The sequence below is a fragment of the Kocuria arenosa genome (assembly GCF_042879215.1).
In the GTDB taxonomy this organism is placed as follows: Bacteria; Actinomycetota; Actinomycetes; order Actinomycetales; family Micrococcaceae; genus Kocuria; species Kocuria arenosa.
Map to the genome: position 1 here is coordinate 73406 of NZ_JBHZTA010000005.1, position 16191 is coordinate 89596.

Here is a 16191-nt window from a genome sequence, read left to right on the forward strand (position 1 = left end):
GGTAACGTCCCCCGACAACAGGCCAGAGCCGCTCTTCGGATTACTGAGCGGCGGTGATTGCCGCTATGAGCTCGTCCTTCTTGGCAGAAGCAGCGACTTCCACACCGTGTGCATCGGCGTAGGCCTTGAGCTGGTCCACCTTGAGATTTGGAAGCTCGTCAGCGCCGAGGTCGACCGTAGGGTCGAACACAGGCTCTTGTGGCTTCTCGTCCTTGGTGCCGGGAACGTACGCACCTTCAAAGGTGATCTGTTCCACGGCCCAAGATGGCAGCTCGTCGCCGGGTCCGAAGGTCTTCGCCTCGCCGGTCTTGGGATCCTTGACGTCGACCGTGTAGGCCAGCTTCGGAGCCATTACAGAACCGTTGCGGTCAGGGCCAACTCAGGGTTGACGATGACGGGTAGGGCCACACCAGTGACGCGGGTCCAGGTGCGCAATGGGTCGTTGTCTTCCCAGACTTCGGCCACGATGCCAGGAGCCTCGTCGGTGCGGAGGATGCCTTCGTTGACCAAGGCCAACGCTTCGGCAGTCTCGCCCCAGAAGGTGCGGCCGTGAGCCTGGCGGTCTTCGCCCTCGGAAGGGAGGAAGACAACCTTGGTGTCAGGGATGACGCGGGTAGGCGTGCCGTTGACCCGTACCTTCTCGTCGTTGACGACGATGTTGGGCAGGTCGTAAGCAGCCAAGGTGTCGTTGAGCGCCTGGCGGGTGATGAGGCCCGGAGCGCCCTGCAACGAAGAGAGCAGGGTGCGGAACTCTGCCACCTGCATCAGCTCGAGGACCACGCGGTTGGAGGTGAGCATGAAGCCCGGCTCCACGCCGTTGGTGTCGATGTAGCGCTGCTTCCAAGTGCTGAGGTTCGCAATGACCGTGGCATCTGCGTGGTTGGACCAGACAGTGGCCGGCGCAACCTTGTGATTCGCAGGCATGCCGTAGTCGACCTCGACCACCATGCCGTTCTCGTTGATGGTCGTCTTGCCGTCCCAGATGGCTTGGCCACGGGCGACTTCGATACGACCTTCGATGGCACGACGGAGGTTGGCCACGTCGTTGAAGATGGCGTCGATGTATGGGACATCGCTGCCGTTGATCATGCGCTTACGAAGACGTTCCTCTTCGCCGAGGGTCATCTTCTTGGAGATCGGAGGCAGTTCGCCACTGATGCGGCTGGTGCCTTGACGGTTCCCGAGCGGTGCTTCGGTGTCCCAAGCACGGAACTCGGCGGCGTCCTGGTCAGCCAGGCGACCCTTGACTGCACGCCATGAGATGTCGTCGACAAAGTCGTCTGGAAGGTACGTGCGAAGCGAGAACGTGTCCAGCGGGATGCTTCGGACGAAGCCCTGGAGCTCGCGCCGGTTGATGAGATCGTTGATGTCCATGATGCGTTACCCCACGTACCGGATTTGAGAAAGGGCGGTCTTGGCTGCGGAGGTGAGTCCGTGGTTGGCGGGGAGGAATGCTTCCCGCACACGTCCGTGCCAGAACAAGGCAGCGGGCGTGTCGACGTTCGTGCCGTCAGTGGCCTTGACCTTGTTGGTGGTGAGCAAGTGACCTCGTGCGACTTCGCGGCCGTCAGAGGCCCCGGATGCGTACGGTCCGTACTTGCCCGTGGCGGTGATCTTGCCGAGGACGACGCCCGAAGGGATCGTGCCGGTGGGGAAGACTGCTAAGAGAGTGGTTGCGTCCAGCGTGATGGTTTCGCCAGTGTCGACGCCGTGAGATGACCCGAGCCACCTGTGGTCTTCAGCCGGAGTGTAGGTCTCCGTCCGTAAGTTCAGATCCATGTGTAATTAGCCCCCGTTGTTGGCGCGACTTATGCGGAGCCGTAGCGCTTCTTCGCACGTTCAGCGCCCTGCAAGAGAGCGTCGTCGTCCGGAGCAGGCTGCTTCGGCTTTCCCTTCGGATCGGAAGATGGGGGCTGCTTGCGATCATCGGCCTTGGTTTCGAACAGCGACGGCAGTTCTTCCTTCAGCGAGGTAATCGCGTCCGAAAGGCTGTCGTCGTCTGCTCCGACTTCCACATCGACCATGCGGCGGACTCGTTCGAGGGTTTCTGTCGGCACTCCGGCCTTCAGTAGTCCCCGCTCGACTCGTGTCGCATGGCGTTCCCGTGCGGCTTCTGCCCGCTCCCGCTGCGCGTCTTCTTTCTCGCGCTGTAGGGCTTCACGTTCCCGTTGTGTTTCGGTCTTCTCAGCGTCAGAACGCTTGCGAGCTTCATCGAGCAGCGTCTTGACCTCATCAATCGGTGCGCCCAGCTCCTCTTGGAGTTGCTTGGCTACTGATCGCTTTGCCTGGTCCTTCTCGCGGGAGACGATGCGATCTAGCTCGTCTTGCGAAAACGTCCGGCTTAGCTTCCCTGGGTCGTCATCCGGGTTAGGGGTGTTGTCAGGGTCGAGGTCTTCTGGCACTCGGTGTATCTCCCAATACGTCGGCCCCACAGGTAGGCATGGGTTCCTTCCCGCTTTGGTGCCCAGCGGTGAGGCGAGTCGCTGTGACGCGACTTGTGGGGGAGAGTAGCCAAGGAGCTGGTAGCTGATGCCGTGGCGTGGAATGACGGAGAAGGCACAGACGATCGATGAACGGAGTTGATAGATGGGCGTCCCTGAATGGCACGACCTAACGGCGTTGTTCGTGTCGCTAGCAGCGCTCTTCGTAGCATGGGTCGCCCTGCGAAATCAGCTTGCGTCGCTAAAACGCCCGATGCCATCTGTGGACTTGTCCAGTCAGGAGCGCATAGCGAAAACACCGATACCTGGTGAAGCCGTCATGGAAGACACCGTGGTCTCGGCGTTAATAATTCGAGTAACTAACCGAGGTCACGAACCGATGCTTAGCCCACGCGTGTACGACACAACGCCCGGTTACCACGTGTACGAAAGCCCAAGCGTGGCGTACTCCATGCCCTACGAACTGAATCGGGGGCAAAGCGTCGAGATGGTGACCAGCTACAGCTTGGCCAACGACTATGACCGAATAATCGCAGTGGTCTGGGAAGAGGCCGCGCTGTTTCGGCGGGAGCCGCAAACCAGGGGGCTTCGATTTCATGTTGCTGCTGCTCGTCATTTCACGTGGGATGTAACGCCTGACGCACGGTGGACGCGGATCGGACCGTTTGGAAAGAAGGGCTGGCAACGCAAGGGAAGGTCCTGGGATTTGTGGCGACTAGTGACTGGCACATCCACAAATCCAGGTGAGGGATCCGTTTGGATGAACACGCACCGCCATGAGGACTTCGGCGTCTATAAGCAAGAACGCATCCTGGTGAAGAGCATGATCGGCTGGGAGGACGTTATTGGCGGCAGCGTTGTCGACCCCGGTGCACTTGCTCGCCTCCGGTCACGAGGAGAACTATTACCGAAGGACAAGCCTGAGCGTTGGGTTCCAGCGACGGAGCCGCAAGAGTCGACGAGTGGAGACAGTGTATGAACGCCCCGGAGTGGCACGACCTTACGGCTTTGTTCGTTTCATTGGTGGCCCTAGTCGTTTCCGGCATTGCTGCGGCTAACCAGCTGGCATCGCTTAAAAGTCCGATACCAGAAATCGAGTTAGAACTCGCAAAGCAGGTGACGACCGTTAATTTCCCCGCCAAGCATGAGTACTCTCAGCGCGCTGTCGTCGCAATCATGGTGGTCCGCGTAATGAATAACGGCCATGAGACAATGTTTCACCCTGCAGTGTACGACTGGACCCCTAATTATCCATACATCGACAGTCCATCTGAATACCAAGAAATGCCTCGTACGTTAGAGCCAGGTCAACGAGCTGAAGTCGCAATCAACTACAGCCACGTGAACAACCACGAACGAGTTATCGGGGTTGTATGGGAAGAGTCCTCTCTTTTCAAAAGGGAGCCGAAAGTTATGGGCGTCCGTGTGCGCATACGACCCAGCCCTAGATCGAATATCCAGGTTTTTGTCCGTACAAAACCCGCAGAGCGCTGGAAGAGAGTCGGTCCCTTCCACAAAAAAGGATGGCAGCGATTCGGGTCCACCTGGTCTTTATGGAGACCAATTTTATCCCCGCCAAAAAGTCCAAGCGACGGATCCACGTGGCAAAGTACAACCGCGCGCACATCATCGGATTCCCAAAACAAGTATCAGTTTCTATGGGATGAGTCGTCGGTGCTTAGCCGTAACGAATTAACCCGTGAACAGTTCGCGCAGTATTACGAAGCGGGCAAAACGGTTCCGGATAATTTTGACATCCGAGTTACGCTCGTTAGTTCTCGGGAAATTCTTGTTCCTCCGGGAGTTCTAGGTCAATAGGCGGCGCTGGAGGCCGAACCGTAGAGACCTCGCGCCCCAGGTAGTCCGCCACGTCCTGCTCGTTGCCAGTAGCAGCCAGCAGGTCAGCAGCCCCTACGAAGTCCCGCTCTTGGATCTTGCGCACCTCTTCGGCGGCATCCTCGATCGGTAGACCTGCCTCAATGAGCATCCGTACCGCTGTCTCCAGGCTGATGGCCTTGGTCTGCAACAGCTTCACCACGAGTTCGACACTGGCCGTCTCGTCGTTCGGCATGAACGAGCCAAAGACGATCTCTGCCCTTTGCTCGGGGCCTTCCAGTTCGCCGGCCAGCATGTAGAAGCGCTGGACGAACTTCAGTAGCAGCGGGTACTTCTCATCACGGACCAAGCGCATAGCCCGAACGATGTTCTTCATGGGCGAGTACAACAGCAACAGGTGAATGCCTGACTCGATCTCGCTGGAGTCCACGCGGCCGCGGGCGGCATCGGGGAGCTTCACATTCACGCTGAGGCGCTTCTGTAGTTCTTCGATGTGGGTGGCAATCCGCTCGAGGCCGGCAGACAGATCAACGGGGAACAGCTTGCCGTTCTCCGCCATCTCGATGTACGAGCCAGGCCCGAACACAAGCCCTTCGTCTTTATCGATGCGCGCGCCTGCGATGCCCAGGAACGGCGTAGCCACGACAGCAGAGGCCTTGGCCTTGTCGGTGTCTGCCTCCTGCAGATCGTCGAGGATCTGCAACACCAGCGACAGCACAGACGTGCCGAAGTGAGCCTCGGTGCTCGGGGTGTTGGGCACGTGAACCACAGGGATGAAGTCGATGCCAAGGGCGCGGTCTCGCACCAGGCCCTCTTCGTCCTCCATGTACCGGCCGGCGCCCTCCTTGAAGTCGTCCACCGAGCGAGTGAGCTCACCGAACTTCCAGACGCCATCGGACATGAAGCACTCTTCTTCGACCGGCTCATCGCTCCACGGCACGCTGTACGGATCGACCGTGCGCAGCTCGTAGGTGATGCGCCGGACGGTGCGGAGGTTGTCGTCCTCGTCCAGCTCCCAAGCAATGTGGACGCGGCGAGGAAAGTCATCATTGCTGTCATCGATCACCGGGAAGTAGAACCCAGGGTCACGGACACGCAGGCGTGGGCGCTTCTTCTTCGTGTCCCAGCCCAGGGCATAGACACCATCACCCAGACCAACAGCCTTGGTCTCGGCCTCGATCATCTTCAGCGGCAGGCGCTCATCAGTGGCCCACTCGCGCAGCTTCTCTTGTAGTTCGAAGGCCGCGGTCGCTTCGGAGCTGGGAGAGTCCTCTTCATAGTCCTCGGCGCCCTCGACGTGGATCTCCTGCTCGTCGCCCAGGACAGCAGAGACGAACGTGGACACGATGTTGTCCGCATCGCCGTACTCGCGGCGTGCGTCGGAGCCGCTGGCTTTCCGGTCGAGTAGGTGCCGCGAGGAGTTCGTGAGGTACGCCTGCAGCACCGTGTAGGCGCGTAGGCGTCGCTGGTTCTCTTTGCCGATCCACGTCGGTGCGAGGTTGGATCGAAGTCCGTACCCATCGCCACCGAGAACGCTCTTGAAGTCCAGAGCTGTGTATTGATCGAAGATGGGAGGCTCGTAGGCCACCTAGCGTCTCCCTCGTAAGCGTGTGTCGCGAACCGTACCGGACTGACCAGTGCCGGCCTTCTTGATTGAAAGATCCGTGATGGCCCAGACCAAGGCGTCGATGCGGTCATTGCTGATCCCCGACGCTGGGTCCCACGTCGTCATTCCGTCTTCCAGCTTCGCCAGGTTGTCGGTCGGGTAGTGGAAGGACGTCAGGTGGTGGACCTTGCCCTTCTCATACCGGGTGGCTACTGGCTCAGCCCGGATGTCCTTGCCGCGGCTTGCATGCACGGTCTCAACACGGATGTTCGGGTCTATCTGATGGATGTTGTCGATCACCAGATCGCCGCCCTGATTGACCTCCGCGACGATGTAGTTCGCCTGGAACTCGTGGTACGCCTTGATCGCTCGTGACGCCCACTCATAGCCCGTGCCGTGGATGGTCCGATCCGCGATCACGTAGTCGTGACCGTCGATCCGACTCTTGCCAGCGACAATGATTCCTGTGTCAGCGCTGTCGGGATTGGACGTCACGGCAGGGTCCACACTGACCACGACCGTGCGTAGATCGAGGCCTTCGAAAGCCAGGTCCAGCTCCTTGTACGGCTCGATTGTCTCCGTACGCCATAGCGCGCCCTCAACGTCTTCGAGTAGCTCGGCGTGCAGCTCCTGGCGGCCAAGGCGCGTGCCCTCGTACATCTCCTCGTACTCGGCTAGTGACTGCTCAGCGAGGTTGGCCGCGTTGTCGTACGTGGAGAATCGGCTGATCTTCACGTCTTTACGGCCCTTGAGCTTGCGGGTGCCGATCTCAACGTCCTTGCCCATCAGGTGACGAATCAGGGGAAGGTTCTTGGGTGTGCCGGTAACGATGGTGAAGGGCTTGCCCTTACGCAGGGCCAGCCGGAGCATGTCCCAGGTCAGGATCCCGTTCTTGAGCCATGAAGCCGGTTCATCACACCAGGCCCAGGCGAAGTTGGGACCACGCAGGTTCTCGGGCTTCTCATCGGAGTAGAGCTTGAGCGACGACCCGTTTCCCAGCACCAGCTCACCGTTGGATCGGTTCCAGTGGCGAACGGACCCAGGGGGCAATACGTCGAGTAGACCACCATCACCCTCGATACAGACGTCACGCCCGGCGTCGAAACGCGGTGTGACGATAACGCCGCGACTGCCTGGCATGACCGGGACGTTGGCCAGCGGGGGATCGGCGTAGCCCATGATGGCCTTGGCAGTCTCGGCACCCGTGCGGGTCTTGCCTCCACCACGGCCGCCCAACAGGAACCAGATGTTGTGCTCGCCCTCAGGGGGCAGCTGCTCAGGCCGTGCGTGGTTGTGCCAGTCGTACCACTCCTTCTCCAGAGCAGCCTTAATGATGGCAGCCTCTTCTAGTCCGCACTCGTCGCTGGCTAGGTAGGCCTCTACGGCGTCAAGATCATCGAGAAGGCTCACGGCTCAAGTGCCAACTGCGACGGTCCATGCATGGTGCTTCCAGAATGGCGAAGCCTGCTAGTGGCGCGTTGGGCGCAATCTTGGCGTGAAATGTCCGAGTTGGATGGCACGGGCGGACAATGCCTGTATGGACCTCGCTCCCGACTGGCTCTCCGTCCTGAACTTCATCCTGGTTGCGTTCCTTGGCTGGAAGACGCTAGGCCCAAGGCGCAAGACGAAGATCAATATCTTTCTTGACGCCAACACGAGTTTGGAGTTAGAGGGAAAAAGCGGATACAGCAGATTGATTGTGACGAACCGTGGGCACTTTCCAGCTCGCGGGCTTGTGCTCCAATTTAAATCATATGAGTACGGACTTCACATCATCCAAATTGGTGACCTTGAGCCTTGGGAAACCAAATTTACGCAAATGGCATTTATAAACCACGCATGGACGACATTTACGGTTATCTATAAAGATGCGGACAACAAACTAGTTCAAAGGCGAATGAGGCTTGGCACCTTGTTTCTGGGGTCAAGAGAGCCAAAAGAACACGCACCCATCACTACCTGGTATGACAAGAGGAGTGCTCCGGTCTGGCGGCCCGAAGTGGTGGACTGACCAACCCAGTCCGCCTACGCGGCCCCTGTATGAAGTCCTGGTAGGACACACCTGCTTCAGCTTCGGCGTGGGATACCGGAGTTGGCGTCGGCAGCCCGGACAATGCCGACATGGACCGCGCCCTCAGCTGGATCGACACAGAGTTCCCGCCCGGTTGGTTCGACGATATGAAGTTCGCCTCCGACTGGGTGGCTGTCATGGCCTTCCTCGTCGGCCTCTTCGCTCTCTATCTATCCTGGAAAACTTTGGGGCCACGGCGTAAGACAAAAATTTCTCTGATTTTGAGTAACGAAACGTACTCTGATCCAGATTTCGGTGACGGATTCCGCCACTTGATCGTCAGCAATGACTGGCACTTTCCAGCTTACGGATTGGTTCTGGAACGCAACCAGGGTTCTGTAGTTTCAGGCATCACAGTTGGAGACCTCTTGCCTCGACAAACTAAAGACATCAGGCACGTATATCGAAACGGCGCTGGAATTAAGTTCAAGGCCACATATAGGGATGCGGACAATAAGCTGACCCATACCAAAACCAGAATTAGCTACGGCATATCCACGGGAGAAAGATTTGACGAAGAGCAGATTCTTTCGTGGACCGATAGGAGGAAGAGCTTGCTGCAGAGGTTGCTCGATAGGGATGGCTAGTTAGATCAAGTCCACTACCTGCCCATATACGGACTGAGAGCACCGATGTAAGCGGCGAAGGCGAGGATGCCCAACGCCACCCACCACTCAGGCTTGATCTTCTTGAGAGCGGTCATCCGTGCTTGGCCTTTCGTCGTTCGGCGAGCTCGTCCCGCTGCTTTTTGTCCTTGAAGCGGTCGATCAGTGACTCAGCGTGGTCCCGTACTTCCACGACCTGTCGGTCCTCGTTGCGGCTGGTGGCCTCGCCTGCTTCCAAACGGATGTCCGAGTACAGGATGTGGGCAGCTTCGACGTAGGCCTTGCAGGAAGTGGCTTGGGGCTTCTTGTAGCTCAGCTCCTGCACGCCCTCCTTGGTCACCTTGATCACGGCTTCCTCGGCATTGAGGCGATCGAGCATGTCGAGGGCCGAGTCGTGCATGCGGTCGAGCAGTTCTTCGCGCTTGGCCGCCCGGGATAGCTGTGCCATTTCGACTGCATTTTTTGTGGCAGCGGGTGCGTCCGACTGAAGACCAGCACGTTTTGCCCAGGATGTAATCGTTTTCGCAGGGATGCCAAGACGTCGGCCAGCTTCACCAGGGCCGTGCTGCTTGTAGACCTCGAGGGCTTCGGCTTTCTGTTCGTCGGTGTAGGTGCGCTTGGGGGTCTTGGTCATCGTGCGTTCAGCTTTCGCTTGACCCGAGACCATAGCGAAGAGTCGAGGGTGAATGCGCGGCAGGCGCAGAACGTGGCATGACATTGGAACGGCTCTAGATTGCCGAGGTGAGACACGGCCTCTCGCCAGATCGAATAATGCATATCCCTTACATGCCCACAACGACACCAATACAGCTTCTTTGCCATGGCCCGCAGGTTAGTCATCGGCGGTAGAGCTGCCTATGAGTCATTCGACCTATCGCGGCGGGTCTGGATGGCGCTCTTGTAGCGACCGAAGCACTCTCGTGTGTAGAACTGGCGAGGCTCGCGGCGCTTCTTGCCGTCGTAGGTGAAGTAGGGCATGAACACCGCGCCACAGCCGCACTTGCAGGTGACCTTGCTGCGTTCCTTGCGGCGCCGGTTGGCCAGCTTGCACTCCCGGCTGCAGAAAATCCGCTTACGGCTCGCTGGTTGGCCGTCCATCGTGAGCATCGTGTCGAACACGACGTCACAGGTAGGGGAGGCGCACTTGGCCACGACCACCGGGTGCACGTTGTTCTTGCGGGCCTCTTCGCGCCGGCGCTTGGTGGCTAGGGCGCGCTGTTCGGCCTTGGACGTGCCACCCCACACGCCTTCGTCTTCGTTCTGTCTCCCGTACTCGGCGCAGCGCTCCTGAACAGGACAGGCCGCGCAGATGGCCTTGGCCCTTGGATCGACCTCGGCTGACTCGGGGAACCAGTAGTGCTCGAACTCTGGCAGCGGATAGTCCCGGCAGGCTCCGCGAGCTCGCCACTTCGGATCCACCTTGACCGTGAACTCGGGGAGATCGGAGCGGGTCTTCGACGACGGGGGAGTGGGAACAGTGCCGATGCCCGAGAGACTGGATCGGCCGGGGCGAGTTGAGAACGAACTACTTCTGCCCCATCTGGTCAACGGCGAGGTCTCCAGGTAGTGCTTTGATGCCGGAGGTGCATCGCCACATATAAGCAGATCAGGGGGTCATTCGCTGGGACAGCGATTAGCAATCATTGCGACGGGCCTTGAGCTTCCGATCCGCCCACTGAGCGCCCTCGATTGCGAGGTACGTGCCAAGGCCGAGCGCACCCATGAGAGCGAAGCCGACGATGAACTCGCGGAAGAGTAGAAGGGCATGGTCCATGGCCCCCGTTCTAGTCGAGCCAGAGCGGCCTCAGCCATGGGCCGTCCGACCCATTGACCCCTGCCAACGGACAGGAGGACGATTAAAGCCGTGGACTTCACGAGCGCATGGCGCGAGATGGAACAGGTACACATCAGCAACCCCTCCCACGGCGAACCCCTCAACCCCGTTGAGCTTGGCTACGTGCAGCGCTCATCCGCAGAAACGCAGGCTGACTTCTGGAACGCGGTGCTAGCTCAGCACCCGACGCTCTCGCCGGCAGCGTGCGGGCATCGGGTCGGCGTAGGCGAGAAGAAGCAGGCAGGGTTCCTACCGCTCGTGTGGCTTGCCGCCTGACAAGCGCCACCAGCTAACGGCGCGTCCCCAGCTACTCAGGGGTACCCCTCCCTGAGGATGGAGGGATGCACACCAAACCCCTGGCCTGGAACCAGATCCGTAAGAACGCTGCCGCCTTCGTGAACGAGTGGGCCGGTGAGACCTACGAGAAGGGCGAGTCTCAGTCCTTCTGGACGGATCTGTTCGAGGTCTACGGGATGCGACGCCGAAACGTGGCCAAGTTCGAAGCTCAGGCCAAGCGGATCACCGGGGGTACCGGCTTCATCGACGTGTTCTGGCCCGGCATGATGATCGCCGAGCAGAAGTCCGCCGGTAAGGACCTCGACGCCGCTGAGGACCAGGCCATGGACTACCTCACGAACCTCTCCGAAGCAGAGATGCCGCGGTACGTGGTCACTTGCGACTTCCAGACCTTCCGAGTCAGGGACCTTGAGGCGCCGGCAGAGGATGCGTCAGTCACCTTCGCGCTGGAGGACCTGCCCACCGAGGCCGAGCGTCTTGGCTTCATCGCTGGCTACCAGAAGCGTTCCTTCGGCTCCGAGGAGCAGGCTGCGGCGTCGGTCAAGGCTGCGCAGCTGATGGCCAGCCTCTACGAAGAGCTGGAGAAGTCCGGCTACGACGAGCACCAGGCGTCGATCTTCCTGGTCCGTACGCTCTTTGCCCTCTTCGCTGACGACTCGGGCCTGTGGGAGCGAGACCTGTTCCTGGAATACCTCGAGAACCGCACCAGCCCTGACGGCTCAGACCTTGGCGGGGCTCTGGCGACGCTCTACCAGGCTCTGAACAAGCCGCCGGAGAAGCGCATGACCAAGGCCGACGAGCTGATCCAGCGCTTCCCCTACGTCAACGGGTCGGTGTTCGGCGAGACCATCGAGATTCCGTACTTCGACAAGACGATGCGGGACAAGCTGATCGCGGCGTGCTACTTCAACTGGGGCGAGATTAGCCCTGCGATCTTCGGCTCTCTCTTCCAGGCTGTGAAATCCAAGGACGCCCGACGCGCCCTCGGGGAGCACTACACGACCGAGACCAACATCTTGAAGGTCATTGAGCCGCTGTTCCTCGATGAGCTGCGCCAGCGATTCATCGACAATCAGCACAACGCCCGTGGACTGCGCAAGCTCCAGCAGGACATGGGCCAGCTTCGGTTCCTCGACCCGGCCTGTGGCTGTGGCAACTTCCTCATCGTCGCCTACCGCGAGATGCGGGTCCTGGAACTGTCCATACTGAAGCGGTTGCAGGAGATCGACCCGGCTTCGGCGCAGATGGTCCTCGACGCTTCCGAGCTACTCGCAGTCAAGATGACCAGCTTCTACGGGATCGAACTCGAAGAGTGGCCAGCCACCATTGCCCAGACCGCCATGTTCCTCGTGGACCACCAGGCCAATCAGGACATGGCTTTGGCCCTAGGCCTGGCACCAGATGTCCTGCCGTTGGTGAACTCTTCAACATTCCACGTAGGCAATGCCCTGCACACGGACTGGAGCGAGCTGCTTCCCGCGTCTGAGAACGTCTACGTCTTCGGCAACCCACCCTTCTTAGGTGACAACACCCGCGGCGTCGAGCAACTGGACGACCTTCAAGCAGTATGGGGTAAGGACAAGACACTGTCCCGGCTGGACTATGTCACAGGCTGGTACAAAAAGGCCGTTGACTACTTCGGCGATATGAAGGGTGAATGGGCGTTCGTTTCTACTAACTCCATCGTCCAAGGAGACCAGCCAGCGCGCTTGTTCGCACCGATCTTCAACTCCGGCTGGCGCATCAAGTTTGCTCACCGCACTTTTTCGTGGACCTCCGAGGCGCCAGGGGCCGCTGCTGTCCATTGCGTGATCATTGGCTATTCCCAGAAGAAACTCGCAAAAACTCGGCTGTTCACTTATCCGAACATCAAGGCTAATCCCGTAGAGCAGCCTGCGAAGACAATCAACGCCTACCTCGTGGACGGGCCCAACGTGCTGGTTGATAAGGCGTCAACGCCTCTATCGCCATCTATCGCTCCCGTCCTTTACGGCTCGAAGCCCACAGACGAGGGGAACCTCATTGTTGAGCTAGAAGACTACGAAGCTGTCATGAGCGATCCCATTGCAGCCAAGTACGTGCACCGCTACGTCGGCTCCCGTGAGCTATTGCATAACATCCCTCGTTGGTGTCTTTGGCTTGAGGATATGGACCCTGACGACCTGAACCGCTCTCGCATCCTGAAAGACCGTGTGGAAGCAGTGCGCGAGTTTCGCCTGGCATCAAGGGCGGCCTCCACACGTGAAGCGGCTGCGTATCCGCACCTCTTTCGCCAGCGAGCCAAGCGCAACACCACCTACCTCTGCATTCCTAGTGTCGTTAGTGAGACTCGTCGCTACTTCGCGACTGCCAGACTCGACGCCGATGTCATAGCCTCGAACCTCGCGTTCACAGCTGATGATCCCGATGGTTTTCAGTTCGCGATCATTTCTTCGTCCATGTTCATCACATGGCAAAAGACCGTGGGTGGGCGTCTGAAAAGCGATCTGCGCTTTGGTTCAACCTTGTCCTGGTACACCCTTCCTTTGCCGGAAGTCAGTAGCCCAAACCGGGCGGCAATCATTGAAGCGGGCCAGGGCGTCGTAGCCGCCCGACAGCGACACTCGGGACGATCATTAGCTGGTCACTACAACCCTCTTGCGATGGACCTGGAACTCATCAAGGCGCACGACAAGCTTGACGCCGTGGTGGATCGTGCGTTCGGAGCCAAGCGCACTTGCACGACCGAGAAGGAGCGCCAGGAAATCCTCTTCGCCCGTTACGCGGATCTCACGTCATGACTCAGAGCGGTGGGTCGGGAGTGTCGAACCATCGCACCTCCTGGCGCACCAGACTCCTCAGGCACTACTCAGTAAGCTCCCGCGACCTCACCGTTGGTGTCGTATCGGGAACCTTGGTGGCAGTCCTAACCCTTTTTGCTCAAGCACTAATTGACAATAGCCGTGATACGGAGGCAGTGCGTCGTGAAAATCTGCGCTTTGTCAGAGAGCAGTCAGCAGGAGGGGAAGCCGGCGAGGTGTCCTTCCGTAGCATCGACCTTGGCGAAAGAAACCTATCGGGGCTCGGCCTCCGTGAAGCGATGCTTACAGATGCAAATTTAATCAACGCCAATCTCGTTCGGGTAGATCTATCAGGGGCTCAGCTGATTAGAGCGGAGCTCAGCGGAGCAGACTTGCAAAGTGCCACTCTCATCGAAACTCATTTCGGCGACGCCCGTATGGTCAATGTCAACCTCCGCAACGCGGATTTGACTGATGCGCATATTTCTGGAGCACACCTTCTGGGGGGCGATTTGAGGAACGCCACACTAGTCAATGCCCTACTTTATAACGCGGACCTATCAGGAGTGGACCTTCGGGGTGCTGACTTGACCGGAGCCGTTTTTGATGATGCCAATTTGTATGGTGCAGATCTGACGGGCGCCATCATCGATTACAAAACTGATCCTGTAGATGGTAGAAGCTACTTTATTCCTCACGTGTGCTACGACAGCTTCACAAAGTGGCCTGAACGACTTGCTCCACCCCCGATGAATCATATTTTCTGCGCCAAAAATCGGTAGTAGCGTGCTCACCAAACCTGGACAAGAGTCCCGGTGAGCACGTGGCAGGAAAGCAGTAGGACCACCAAGGCCGAAGCTCTGATGGTCCTACTGTTGTCGGTGACACGGGGAGTGTCTGTTGACTCGCTTACCGTCTCACATCTCGGTTGGGCAGCGCTAACTCACGATGAGTCGCGGTTCTGACCTTCCTCCTGGCATTCGTGCTCACCCTTCAAGCAGTCGCTCAGGGCCGTCTTGGTGACGCGGTGAAGCTGGGCCGCTTTGATCAGAGCCGCCTCTACAGGATCGGTGGCATCAAGCTCCACGTTCGTCCTCCGGCCCCTTCTCCAGGGCTTCCCGGGCCCCTCGTAGCCGTCTGAGATTCGCCTGGCGGCGCGTCTCTTCCAGTGAGCGACGGCCGTAGAGGTCGCGGTCGGACTCGTCCTCGGTCTCGCGGGTCATGGCTGGCTCACAGGATCAGGCTCAGCAAAGGTGCATTTACAGGACGGACCATTTGGGTCATGACACCTCTCCTGCGGATAGCAGGCCGCCTCGTGGTTGCCCAGACTCTCGTGTCGCCAGGGTTCCTGCTTGGCTCCGTTGTACTGCACAGACACGATGGTCCTACCGCAGTGCCGACACTCATTCCATCGAACCGCGGCATTCATTGAAGGCACGCGCTTGACGACGTCCTTCATGTGCCTTCCTTAGGGTGCGCGTACTGAGGCACGGCGCACTCTTCCTTGCGGCTCGCCTCGTGGATCCAGCGAGGCGACAGGTTTGGATGGCTGGGCTTGTACCAGCCGATCGGCTCATTGCAGTTCTCACAGACGGTCATGTCTCGTCGTCCTGCGGCTCACGAAGGAACGCCTCGCACTCGTTGATCAGCTTCTTCCGCCGCCGCTCATTCTGGAGAGCCAGGACGAAGAACATGATTGCCATGGCTAGGAGTACCAGCGTCAGAACATTGATGATGTTCTCCATCGCGGGGAAGTAGAACACCCATACGTTGCGCTCATCTACCACGGCCACGGCCTCCTGAAGTCAGTCACCACAGGCAGTAGATCCGGCCTGATCGTCTTACGGGGCGCTGGCTCCTCATAGGGCCACTCCTCGAGGTCGAGGTCTGTTGGCTCCCATACCTCGATCACTTCGCGCTCCACGGGCTCGGGGTCGTGGATGGGGATGTCCTGGGCGAAGTGCCCTATGGCGCGGTCCGAGAAGATCATGGACAGATCAGGGCGGACTACCGCGCTACGTGCCACGTCGTAGGTAAAGCGGAGAGTGGCGGTCACTTGTCAGGACTTTCGAAAGCAGCCACAACGTCGAGCCATAGATGCTCGTCCATGCGCATCCCGGCGCGGCCTTCCGCGATGGCTTCAGTGATGTCCCGGATGACCTGTCGCTGCCAGTCCGTCCGGATGGAGTCCTTGTGCTCGATAAGGGCTGTCGCTACGTCGTGAACGGAGTAGGACTGCCGGCCGAGTGCGTAGCGGAAGGCGTACATCAGAAAGATCGGGTCGAGCTGGATCACTTCGGCCCCCGCGCCTGTGCCGAAGGGTGCCGACCAGCTGCAACCTCCACATCGTTGTTGTCCTCGTCTTTGAGGAACGTGGTGGGGGCGTTAGGGCCTTCGCGGAACCAGCCGACGATGATGTTCTCCTCGCTCATGACTGTCCCTCGGCCCCTGTCTCGGGCATCTCCCACGCGATATGAGCTTCACGACAGCGCCAGCACACGGCTGGCCCTTCGGGGTTCCATGCATCGAACTCGCCGGTCGGTCCAGCTACGAACCGCCCGTACAGACCACACGCCGCAGCCCTTCCACCACCGCGATTTGGTTCGCCCACCGCATGGATTGCATCCAGCCGCGGCGACTCGTTGGCTGGCGTTTGGAACCCCTGCCATTTCGTTTTGTGAGGGTTACTGCGGATGATCCCTTCGCGGCATGCTCGCGTAC

Annotated in this window: 19 protein-coding genes; 6 read left to right on the plus strand and 13 right to left on the minus strand. The window is 59.3% G+C overall.

Going from position 1 to position 16191, the window contains the following annotated elements:
- Nucleotides 1–40: 40 nt before the first annotated feature.
- The 4 genes from ACFYE3_RS10125 to ACFYE3_RS10140 are packed head-to-tail and all read right to left on the minus strand — an operon-like array spanning nt 41 to nt 2402.
- A complete protein-coding gene (locus tag ACFYE3_RS10125) occupies nt 41–352 on the minus strand; it encodes a Rho termination factor N-terminal domain-containing protein (RefSeq protein WP_387608668.1) in 312 nt (103 codons plus the stop codon).
- Nucleotides 352–1374 (minus strand): major capsid protein, encoded by a 1023-nt coding sequence (locus ACFYE3_RS10130; RefSeq protein WP_387608670.1) that lies wholly within the window; start codon nt 1372–1374, stop codon nt 352–354. The genes ACFYE3_RS10125 and ACFYE3_RS10130 overlap by 1 nt, the downstream gene beginning before the upstream one ends.
- 6 nt (nt 1375–1380) lie before the next feature.
- Nucleotides 1381–1779: a head decoration protein gene (locus tag ACFYE3_RS10135; protein ID WP_387608672.1), complete on the minus strand. Its 399-nt coding sequence runs from the start codon at nt 1777–1779 to the stop codon at nt 1381–1383.
- 29 nt (nt 1780–1808) lie between these two features.
- Complete coding sequence (locus ACFYE3_RS10140) at nt 1809–2402, minus strand: phage scaffolding protein (RefSeq protein WP_387608675.1); 594 nt, start codon at nt 2400–2402, stop codon at nt 1809–1811.
- Nucleotides 2403–2892: 490 nt separating this feature from the next.
- Between ACFYE3_RS10140 and ACFYE3_RS10145 the strand changes: the two genes are divergently transcribed.
- The gene (locus ACFYE3_RS10145; RefSeq protein WP_387608678.1) at nt 2893–3420 is read left to right on the plus strand and encodes a hypothetical protein; all 528 of its coding nucleotides are present in this window, start codon (nt 2893–2895) and stop codon (nt 3418–3420) included.
- 792 nt (nt 3421–4212) lie between these two features.
- Here ACFYE3_RS10145 and ACFYE3_RS10150 read toward each other — a convergent pair.
- Entirely contained in the window at nt 4213–5865 is a 1653-nt protein-coding gene (locus ACFYE3_RS10150; protein ID WP_387608680.1) for a hypothetical protein, read from the minus strand.
- A complete protein-coding gene (locus ACFYE3_RS10155; protein WP_387608682.1) occupies nt 5866–7293 on the minus strand; it encodes a terminase large subunit domain-containing protein in 1428 nt (475 codons plus the stop codon). It lies immediately after the preceding gene.
- 127 nt (nt 7294–7420) lie between these two features.
- Here ACFYE3_RS10155 and ACFYE3_RS10160 point away from each other — a divergent pair, with 127 nt between their 5' ends.
- Nucleotides 7421–7894: a hypothetical protein gene (locus tag ACFYE3_RS10160; protein ID WP_387608684.1), complete on the plus strand. Its 474-nt coding sequence runs from the start codon at nt 7421–7423 to the stop codon at nt 7892–7894.
- A 110-nt stretch (nt 7895–8004) separates the two neighbouring features.
- Nucleotides 8005–8541, plus strand: a complete 537-nt coding sequence (locus tag ACFYE3_RS10165) for a hypothetical protein (RefSeq protein ID WP_387608686.1) — start codon at nt 8005–8007, stop codon at nt 8539–8541.
- Nucleotides 8542–8653: 112 nt separating this feature from the next.
- Here the strand turns inward: ACFYE3_RS10165 and ACFYE3_RS10170 are convergent, their stop codons facing one another.
- Entirely contained in the window at nt 8654–9193 is a 540-nt protein-coding gene (locus ACFYE3_RS10170) for a hypothetical protein (protein WP_387608688.1), read from the minus strand.
- A 221-nt stretch (nt 9194–9414) separates the two neighbouring features.
- Nucleotides 9415–9978, minus strand: coding sequence for a WhiB family transcriptional regulator (locus ACFYE3_RS10175; RefSeq protein ID WP_387608690.1), 564 nt, complete (start codon nt 9976–9978; stop codon nt 9415–9417).
- Nucleotides 9979–10423: 445 nt separating this feature from the next.
- On the opposite strand from ACFYE3_RS10175, the gene ACFYE3_RS10180 reads away from it, so the two are divergent.
- The 3 genes from ACFYE3_RS10180 (at nt 10424) to ACFYE3_RS10190 (ending at nt 14252) form a co-directional block, all read left to right on the plus strand.
- Complete coding sequence (locus ACFYE3_RS10180) at nt 10424–10669, plus strand: hypothetical protein (RefSeq protein ID WP_387608692.1); 246 nt, start codon at nt 10424–10426, stop codon at nt 10667–10669.
- A gap of 65 nt (nt 10670–10734) precedes the next feature.
- The gene (locus tag ACFYE3_RS10185) at nt 10735–13470 is read left to right on the plus strand and encodes a DNA methyltransferase (RefSeq protein WP_387608694.1); all 2736 of its coding nucleotides are present in this window, start codon (nt 10735–10737) and stop codon (nt 13468–13470) included.
- A 116-nt stretch (nt 13471–13586) separates the two neighbouring features.
- Nucleotides 13587–14252, plus strand: a complete 666-nt coding sequence (locus ACFYE3_RS10190; protein ID WP_387608696.1) for a pentapeptide repeat-containing protein — start codon at nt 13587–13589, stop codon at nt 14250–14252.
- A gap of 161 nt (nt 14253–14413) precedes the next feature.
- On the opposite strand, the gene ACFYE3_RS10195 is transcribed toward ACFYE3_RS10190, so the two are convergent.
- The 5 genes from ACFYE3_RS10195 to ACFYE3_RS10215 form a co-directional block, all read right to left on the minus strand.
- On the minus strand, nt 14414–14557 hold the full coding sequence (locus tag ACFYE3_RS10195) for a hypothetical protein (RefSeq protein WP_387608698.1): 144 nt from the start codon (nt 14555–14557) through the stop codon (nt 14414–14416).
- A 508-nt stretch (nt 14558–15065) separates the two neighbouring features.
- On the minus strand, nt 15066–15263 hold the full coding sequence (locus ACFYE3_RS10200; protein ID WP_387608700.1) for a hypothetical protein: 198 nt from the start codon (nt 15261–15263) through the stop codon (nt 15066–15068).
- Entirely contained in the window at nt 15251–15526 is a 276-nt protein-coding gene (locus tag ACFYE3_RS10205; RefSeq protein ID WP_387608702.1) for a hypothetical protein, read from the minus strand. Before ACFYE3_RS10205 ends, ACFYE3_RS10200 begins: the two co-directional genes overlap by 13 nt.
- Nucleotides 15523–15765 carry a hypothetical protein gene (locus ACFYE3_RS10210; protein WP_387608704.1) on the minus strand — a complete coding sequence of 81 codons (243 nt, stop codon included), beginning with the start codon at nt 15763–15765 and terminating at the stop codon, nt 15523–15525. The genes ACFYE3_RS10205 and ACFYE3_RS10210 overlap by 4 nt, the downstream gene beginning before the upstream one ends.
- A complete protein-coding gene (locus ACFYE3_RS10215; RefSeq protein ID WP_387608707.1) occupies nt 15762–15902 on the minus strand; it encodes a hypothetical protein in 141 nt (46 codons plus the stop codon). Before ACFYE3_RS10215 ends, ACFYE3_RS10210 begins: the two co-directional genes overlap by 4 nt.
- Nucleotides 15903–16191 lie beyond the last annotated feature (289 nt).